This is a genomic window from Streptomyces sp. NPDC002884 (assembly GCF_040295245.1).
GTDB lineage: Bacteria > Actinomycetota > Actinomycetes > Streptomycetales > Streptomycetaceae > Streptomyces.
On record NZ_JBEOVB010000018.1, the window covers coordinates 1 to 7,031 of the forward strand.

The following is a 7,031-nucleotide window of genomic DNA, read 5'->3' on the forward strand; positions in this document are numbered from 1 at the left end:
CGGCGGTGTGGCCACCGCAATCACCCCAACCCCCGCCCGCCTCCGTTAATCCGTGGCGCTGGGGTGCCCCCAATACCCCCCCCCCCGTCCCCCCCCCCCCGGCCCCGCGCCCGCGGGCGACGACCGCTTCCACGCCGAGCGCGTCGACGCCGGCGACGAGGCGGCCGTGGCCGGCCTCCTCGCCCGCCACCGCTGCGACGTCCTGCTCAACGCCACCGACCCGCGGTTCGTGATGCCGCTGTTCCGCGCGGCGCGTGCCGCCGGGGCCACCTATGTCGACATGGCGATGTCGTTGTCGCGGCCGCACCCCGACCGGCCGTACGAGGAGTGCGGGGTCCGGCTCGGCGACGCGCAGTTCGCCGAGGCCGACGACTGGGCCGAGGCGGGCGCCCTGGCCCTGGTCGGCATGGGGGTCGAGCCGGGTCTGTCGGACGTCTTCGCCCGGTACGCCGCCGACGAACTCTTCGACGAGATCGAGGAGATCGGCATCCGTGACGGCGCGAACCTCACCGTCGACGGCCACGACTTCGCGCCGTCCTTCAACATCTGGACCACCATCGAGGAGTGTCTGAACCCGCCGGTGGTCTACGAGGCCGACCGGGGCTGGTTCACCACCGCGCCCTTCAGCGAACCCGAGGTGTTCGACTTCCCCGAGGGCATCGGGCCGGTGGAGTGCGTGAACGTCGAGCACGAGGAGGTGCTGCTCGTACCGCGCTGGGTGAAGGCGCGCCGGGTCACCTTCAAGTACGGCCTGGGCAACGAGTTCATCGAGACCCTGAAGACGCTGCACCTCCTGGGACTGGACCGCACCACGCCCGTCACCGTGCCCGGCGGGCAAGGACCGGTGCGGGTTTCGCCGCGGGACGTGGTGGCCGCCTGTCTGCCCGACCCGGCGACCCTGGGCGAGCTGATGCACGGCAAGACCTGCGCGGGCACCTGGGTGCGGGGCGTGAAGGACGGCGCGCCGCGCGAGGTGTACCTCTACCACGTGGTCGACAACCAGTGGTCCATGGCCGAGTACGGCAGCCAGGCCGTGGTGTGGCAGACCGCCGTCAACCCGGTGGTCGCCCTCGAACTCCTCGCCACGGGCGCGTGGTCCGGCGCGGGTGTCCTGGGTCCCGAGGCGTTCCCGCCCCGCCCGTTCCTCGACCTGCTCACGGCGTACGGCTCCCCGTGGGGGCAACGGGAGCAGTGAACGTTTTTCCGGGCCCCCCGGTTTCACCGGCGCCCCTCCGGTGACCCGATCGGGAGCAACTCATCCGGAAAAGCGCATACGACGAGATCGCAGGTGACTTCGATGGACAACTGGCGAGAGCACGCCGAGTGCCGCAACGAGGACCCCGACCTCTTCTTCCCGATCGGTACCTCCGGTCCGGCACTGCTCCAGACGGAGCAGGCGAAGACGGTCTGCCGACGCTGCCCGGTGCAGGAGGCCTGCCTGGGGTGGGCGATGGAGACCGATCAGACCCTCGGTGTCTGGGGCGGCACGAGCGAGAACGAACGACGCGCCCTCAAGCGGCGCACGAGGGCCCGACGCAGCTCGTGAGCCGGGGGCCGGTTCGGCGCGGTGGGCCTCGCCGGAACGGCGGCGCCCCTGCCGGAACGCGCGGTGCACGCTGCTGCCCGGCCGGGCCGACCGGCCGGGCAGCAGCGGCCGGCTAGCCGTCTTGGGGCGGCGTCGCCGCGGGCAGCCGCAGGGTGAACACGCTGCCCGCGCCCGGGGTGCTCGCCGCCCGCGCCGTGCCGCCGTGGGCGTCCGTCAGCTGACGGACGATCGGCAGCCCCAGACCGCTGCCGCCGGTGCGACGGCTGCGTGACTTCTCCGCCCGCCAGAACCGCTCGAAGACATGCGGCAGATCCTCGGCGGCGATGCCCGTGCCGGTGTCGGCGACCTCCAGGACGACCCGCTCGCCGTCCTCCCGGGCGGTCAGGGTGACCGTGCCGTCGGGCGGGGTGTGGCGTACGGCGTTGGTGACGAGGTTGCCGAGCGCCTGCCGCAGCCGCACCGGGTCGGCGTCCAGCCAGGGGTCGCCCTCGGTCTCGGTGCGCAGGCGCACGCCGGCCGTGTCGGCGGCCACCCGGTGGGCGGCGGTGACCTGGGCCATCAGGTCGTCGGCGGGCACCGGTTCGCGGTGCAGGCGCAGGGTTCCGGCGTCGGCCGCCGCGAGGTCGCGCAGGTCGTCGATGACGCGCTGGAGGAGCAGGGCCTCCTCGTGCAGGGCGCCGAGCAGTTCGGTGTCGGGTTCCACGAGGCCGTCACGGGCGACCTCCAGCCACCCACGGATGTTGGTGAGCGGGCTGCGCAGTTCGTGGGCCACGTCGCTGACGAGCGCCTTGCGCTGGGCCTCCAGCCGTTCCCGGCGCTCGGCCAGGTCGTTGAAGGCCTCCGCCAGGATCCCGGTCTCGTCGCGCGTCGTGACGGGTACGCGGGCATGCCGGTCCGGCGGCTGCCCCGCGGCCTCGGTCAGGGCGCGCAGGGGCCGTACCAGGCGGGTGGCGACGACGGCGGTGACGGCGACGGTGACGGCCAGCACCAGCCCGGCCGCGCCGACGACCTTCGCCTTGTTGGCCGGGGACATGACCCAGCGGGGAGCCGCGCCGTCGTCCCCGACGCCGAGGAACAGCTCGGCGACCGGGGCGACGTACGGGTCGAGCTGGGCGTGCCGTGCGGTCTCGAAGCAGGACTGGGCCGCGCGCAGCGCGGCCTTGCCGGCGGCCGCGCGGTCGGTGCCGTCGGCCGCCACCTTGGCGAACACGGGTGCCAGGGTCGGGGCCCGGCCGGACGCGCCGGGCAGGCCGGTGCCGAACAGCAGGGGGATGTCGGGATCCAGGCCCGCCCGGGTCAGGCAGCCGCCGGCGCGGCCCTGGAGCGCGGTCAGCGCCTTCTCCTCCGTGGGCGCGGGTGTGTCGAGCTGCCCGTCCCCGCACTCGTCGAACGCGTATCCCGAGACGGCGGTGGAGTCCGCGGCGGTGACCACCGGGCGCCCGCTCGGGGTGTGGGTGACGGTCGCGTCGATGCCGTAGCGGGAGAGGCAGCGTTGCCGCGCGCGGGCCACCGCGTCGAGCTTCGTGCGTTCGAGCGCGCTGAGCCGGTAGGGGCCCACCACACGCGGGTCGGTACCGCTCAGCTGCGCGCCCGGTTCGCTGTAGGTGTCGGTGCGCAGCGGGTCGACGGTGGCGGCGGCGCTCGGCGGCAGGGAGGTGCCGCGCGGCGCGGAGTCGGCCAGGGGTGTGCGGTCGGCGGTGGTCAGGGCGATGCGCCGGCCGGTCCGCGCGGACAGGTCACGGACCGTCGCCTCGACGCCCGTCCAGTCGGGGTGGGCGGCGGCGTAGCCGCTGAGCCGCGCGAGGATGTCCATGTCGTCGGCGAGCGCCTGGCCCTGTTCCTCCCGCAGCGCGCGGGTGGTGGTGGTGACGGCGAGCCAGGCGGTGGCGGCCACCGAGCACACGGCGATCAGGACGGACGCGATCAGCAGACGGACCAGCAGGCGCTTGCGCAGCGGTATACGGGTGCGGGTGCGGGTGCGAGTGCGGGCGGGGTTCACGCGTGGCCGCCGCTGAGCTTGTAGCCGACGCCGAACACCGTCAGCAGCCGCACGGGTCTGCGCGGGTCGTCCTCGATCTTCCGGCGCAGGTTCATGATGTGCACGTCGATCGCCCGTTCCGTCGAGGCCCGGTCGACCCCGCGGGTGCACTGGAGCAACTGCCGCCGGGAGAAGACCCGTTCGGGTTCGGCGGCCATGGCCAGCAGGATCTGGAACTCGGCCGGTGTGCACTCCACCGGCTCGCCGGCGCAGCGCACCTCGTGCCGCTCAGGATCGACGGCGAGCCCCGCGGCCCGGACGACGGGGTCGTCCCGCCGGTCTGCGCCGGCCCGCCCGCTGCGCCGCAGGACGGTACGGATGCGGGCCATCAGCTCACGCGGGCTGTAGGGCTTGGTCATGTAGTCGTCGGCGCCCAGTTCCAGGCCCAGCAGCACATCGTCCTCACCGGCCCGGGCGGTCAGCATCAGCACGGGGATGTCGTCGTCCCGGCGCAGCACCCGGCACACCCCGAAACCGTCGATGACGGGCAGCATGAGGTCGAGGACGACGAGGTCGGGCCGGCTGCGCCGCACCGCGTCCAGCGCGGCCGCGCCGTCGTGCACGACGGTGGCGGTGTGCCCCTCGGCGAGCAGCGAGCGACGGATCAGTTCGGCCTGCATCGCGTCGTCCTCGGCGACCAGTACATGAGCGCACACGCGACAACTCCGTTTGTTCAGCGGGCCAGAGAGGCATGGTCGCCCATGACGACCACGGGATGCAGGGCGGGGTCCAGGGCGAGGAGCAGTTCCTTCATGTGCTGCTCGGCGATGCTCACACAGCCGTGGGTGGGGCCGCCGTGGTCGACGTGCAGCCAGATGCCGCCGCCGCGTTCCGCGCCGAGGGGGCGGGTCCAGTCGAGGGGCGAGGCGCCGGGCTCGCGGTTGTAGTCGATCGCGATCACGTAGTCGAAGGAGCCCCGCAGCGACTCGCCCTCGAATCCGGTGCCGCGCGGGGTGAAGCCGGTGCCGCGGTCGTAGGAGAGCCGGGTGCCGGGGTCGCGCAGCAGGCCGCCGGCGTCGGTGAGGCCGTAGACGCCGATGGGCGAGCGCAGGTCGCCGCCCATGTGGTGGTCGCTCCAGCCGCGCAGCGCGTTGTGCGCGGGCCACGGCTCCCCCGGCTGCCAGCCGGCCTCGGTACGCCGGTACAGGACCACCGTGGAGAGCGGGGAGTCGCGGTCCCGGCCGGTCACCACGACCACCTGAGCCGTGTCGTCCGGCACGGCCGCCCGGGTCCTCGTCCCCAGGCCGGGTATCTCCCGCGGCGCCGCCTCGACGGAGATCGCGGGCGCGGGTGTGCCGGGCTCCGCCGGCGGGCCGGATGTGGTGGCGTCGGGCCGGTGCTCCGGCGTGGCCGCGGCGCCGCCGCCGCATCCGGTGAGCAGGAGGGATGCGGCGAGCAGCACGGCCCGGCGGGGATGGATGATCACCGTTCGACTGTCGCCGACAGGTGTGTGGAACTCGTCAGGTTCCGGGGCCTGTTCGGCCGCTACGGCTTGCCGGGCTTGCCCCGGCCGTACAGCCAGCTCCGGAACAGCGCGTCGAGGTTCTGCCCGGACTCCCGTTCCGCGAGCCGTTCGAACTGGGCGGTGGTGCCGTGGCCGTAGCGGTGCGCGGCGGCCCAGGCGCGCAGGACGCGGAAGAAGGCACGGTCTCCGACGGCGGTGCGCAGGGCGTGCAGGGTCATGGCGCCGCGGGCGTAGACGGGGGTGCCGAAGATGTTCGCGCCGCTGCCGGGGTCGCCGGGCGGGAACTCCCACAGGCCGTCGGTGGCGGGGCGGGCGTACAGGGCGTCGAAGGTCTGCTGGGCGGTCTTGCCGCCGTGCTGCTCGGCGTAGAGCCACTCGGTGTAGGCGGCGAAGCCCTCGTTGAGCCAGATGTCCTTCCAGGAGGTGAGCGAGACGGAGTCGCCGAACCACTGGTGGGCGCTCTCGTGGACGAGGGTGCTCAGGTCGGGGGCGCTGTCGTACACCGGCCGGGACTGGGTCTCGAGGGCGTAGCCGACGTTCGGGGCATGGTCGACGATGGAGCCGGCGGCGCGGAACGGGTAGGGCCCGAACAGTCCGCTCTCCCACTCCAGCACGGCGGGCAGCTGCTTGAGGACGGGTGCGGCGGCCGCGGCCTCGCGTGGGTCGACGGCGTCGTAGACCTTGAGGCCGGTGCGGGTCGTGTACTGCTCGACCTGGAATCTCCCCACGGTGGCGGTGGCGAGGTAGGCGGCCATGGGTTCGCTCTGGCGCCAGCGGAAGGTGGTCGTGCCGTCGGTGGTGCGCCGGCCGAGGAGGACGCCGTTGGCGACGGCGGCGCGGTCCTTCGGCACGGTGATCGTGAAGTCGTAGGAGGACTTGTCGAGGGGATGGTTGTTGGCCGGGAACCAGGTCATGGCGCCCTGCGGTTCGCCGGCGACGAAGGCCCCGTCGTCGGTGGGGATCCAGCCGTCGAGGGAGCCGTCGGGGTCGGTGACCGGGCCGGGGGTGCCTCGGTAGGTGACGGTGATCTGGAACCGCTCGCCCTTGCGCAGGGCGCGCCGCGGGGTGACGACGAGTTCCTGGCCTTCGCGTCGGTGTGCGGCCTTGACGTGGTCGACGGTCAGGCCGGTCACCTTCAAGCCTTGGAAGTCGAGGTCGAAGCGGGTCAGCCGTCGGTCGGCGCGGGCGCTCAGGACCGCCTTGCCGTCGAGGTGCCGGCTGTCCGGGTCGTAGCGGAGGGTCAGGTCGTAGTGGGTCACGTGGTAGCCGCCGTTGCCGGCGAGCGGGAAGTAGGGGTCGCCGACGCCTGCGGTGCCCGTCGGTCCGGCCGCGGTGGCGGGTCCGGCCGCCGTGAGCAGCGCCGCCAGGGCGACGGGGACGGTGGCGGCGACGGTTTCGCGGCGCAGGAGGGTGGTGGCGCGTCTGCGGGGCTGTGTCACGTGCGCTCCTGGGGGGTGGCGTGTGATCAAACGTCCCCAGACTAGGGACTGGGCGCCCCTCTCTTCCCCCTCGTTCAGGTCAAGCCGAGCGGTGTCGGCGGGCGTCCGGGGCCTACGCTCGGCAGGACCCTGCCCACCCGACAACGGACGGACGGCCTGCCCATGAGTGTCCGCGTGCGTCGCGTCTACGAACCGCCCGAGCCCGACGACGGGGTGCGGGTCCTGGTCGACCGGCTGTGGCCGCGCGGTGTGTCCAAGGACGCGGCCCGCGTGGACGAGTGGCCCAAGGGCCTCACCCCGTCCACCGAACTGCGCCGCTGGTACCACGCGGGCGAGGAGCCGTACGAGGAGTTCGCGCGGCGCTACGAGGCCGAGCTGACGGCCCCGGAGGCGGCCGGACTCCTCGACCGGCTGCGTGCGTCGGTCCGCGAGGGCCCTGTGACGCTGCTGACGTCCGCGAAGTCGCCGGAGCGGAGCCACACCGCGGTGCTGGTCCGCCTCCTGGAGGCGGACGCGGACCGGCACTGACGATCCCGGCCGACG

6 protein-coding genes and 1 pseudogene are annotated in these 7,031 nt (G+C 73.8%); 3 read left to right on the forward strand and 4 right to left on the reverse strand.

Annotation, left to right across the window (positions count from 1 at the left end; all coding sequences use genetic code 11):
• Positions 1 to 124: 124 nt before the first annotated feature.
• Together ABT070_RS29340 and ABT070_RS29345 are read left to right on the forward strand one after the other, a co-directional pair.
• A pseudogene (locus ABT070_RS29340) lies at positions 125 to 1,195 on the forward strand (saccharopine dehydrogenase family protein); the annotation flags it as partial.
• Between the two features lie 102 nt (positions 1,196 to 1,297).
• Entirely contained in the window at positions 1,298 to 1,546 is a 249-nt protein-coding gene (locus ABT070_RS29345) for a WhiB family transcriptional regulator (protein ID WP_351764888.1), read from the forward strand.
• A 112-nt stretch (positions 1,547 to 1,658) separates the two neighbouring features.
• Here the strand turns inward: ABT070_RS29345 and ABT070_RS29350 are convergent, their stop codons facing one another.
• The 4 genes from ABT070_RS29350 to ABT070_RS29365 are packed head-to-tail and all read right to left on the reverse strand — an operon-like array spanning position 1,659 to position 6,488.
• The gene (locus ABT070_RS29350; protein WP_351764889.1) at positions 1,659 to 3,545 is read right to left on the reverse strand and encodes a sensor histidine kinase; all 1,887 of its coding nucleotides are present in this window, start codon (positions 3,543 to 3,545) and stop codon (positions 1,659 to 1,661) included.
• Entirely contained in the window at positions 3,542 to 4,240 is a 699-nt protein-coding gene (locus tag ABT070_RS29355; RefSeq protein ID WP_351764890.1) for a response regulator, read from the reverse strand. The genes ABT070_RS29350 and ABT070_RS29355 overlap by 4 nt, the downstream gene beginning before the upstream one ends.
• 17 nt (positions 4,241 to 4,257) lie before the next feature.
• Complete coding sequence (locus tag ABT070_RS29360) at positions 4,258 to 5,010, reverse strand: L,D-transpeptidase family protein (RefSeq protein ID WP_351764891.1); 753 nt, start codon at positions 5,008 to 5,010, stop codon at positions 4,258 to 4,260.
• 59 nt (positions 5,011 to 5,069) lie between these two features.
• Complete coding sequence (locus ABT070_RS29365; RefSeq protein ID WP_351764892.1) at positions 5,070 to 6,488, reverse strand: M1 family metallopeptidase; 1,419 nt, start codon at positions 6,486 to 6,488, stop codon at positions 5,070 to 5,072.
• A 162-nt stretch (positions 6,489 to 6,650) separates the two neighbouring features.
• Between ABT070_RS29365 and ABT070_RS29370 the strand changes: the two genes are divergently transcribed.
• Positions 6,651 to 7,016, forward strand: coding sequence for a DUF488 domain-containing protein (locus ABT070_RS29370; protein WP_351764893.1), 366 nt, complete (start codon positions 6,651 to 6,653; stop codon positions 7,014 to 7,016).
• The last annotated feature ends 15 nt before the right edge of the window (positions 7,017 to 7,031 follow it).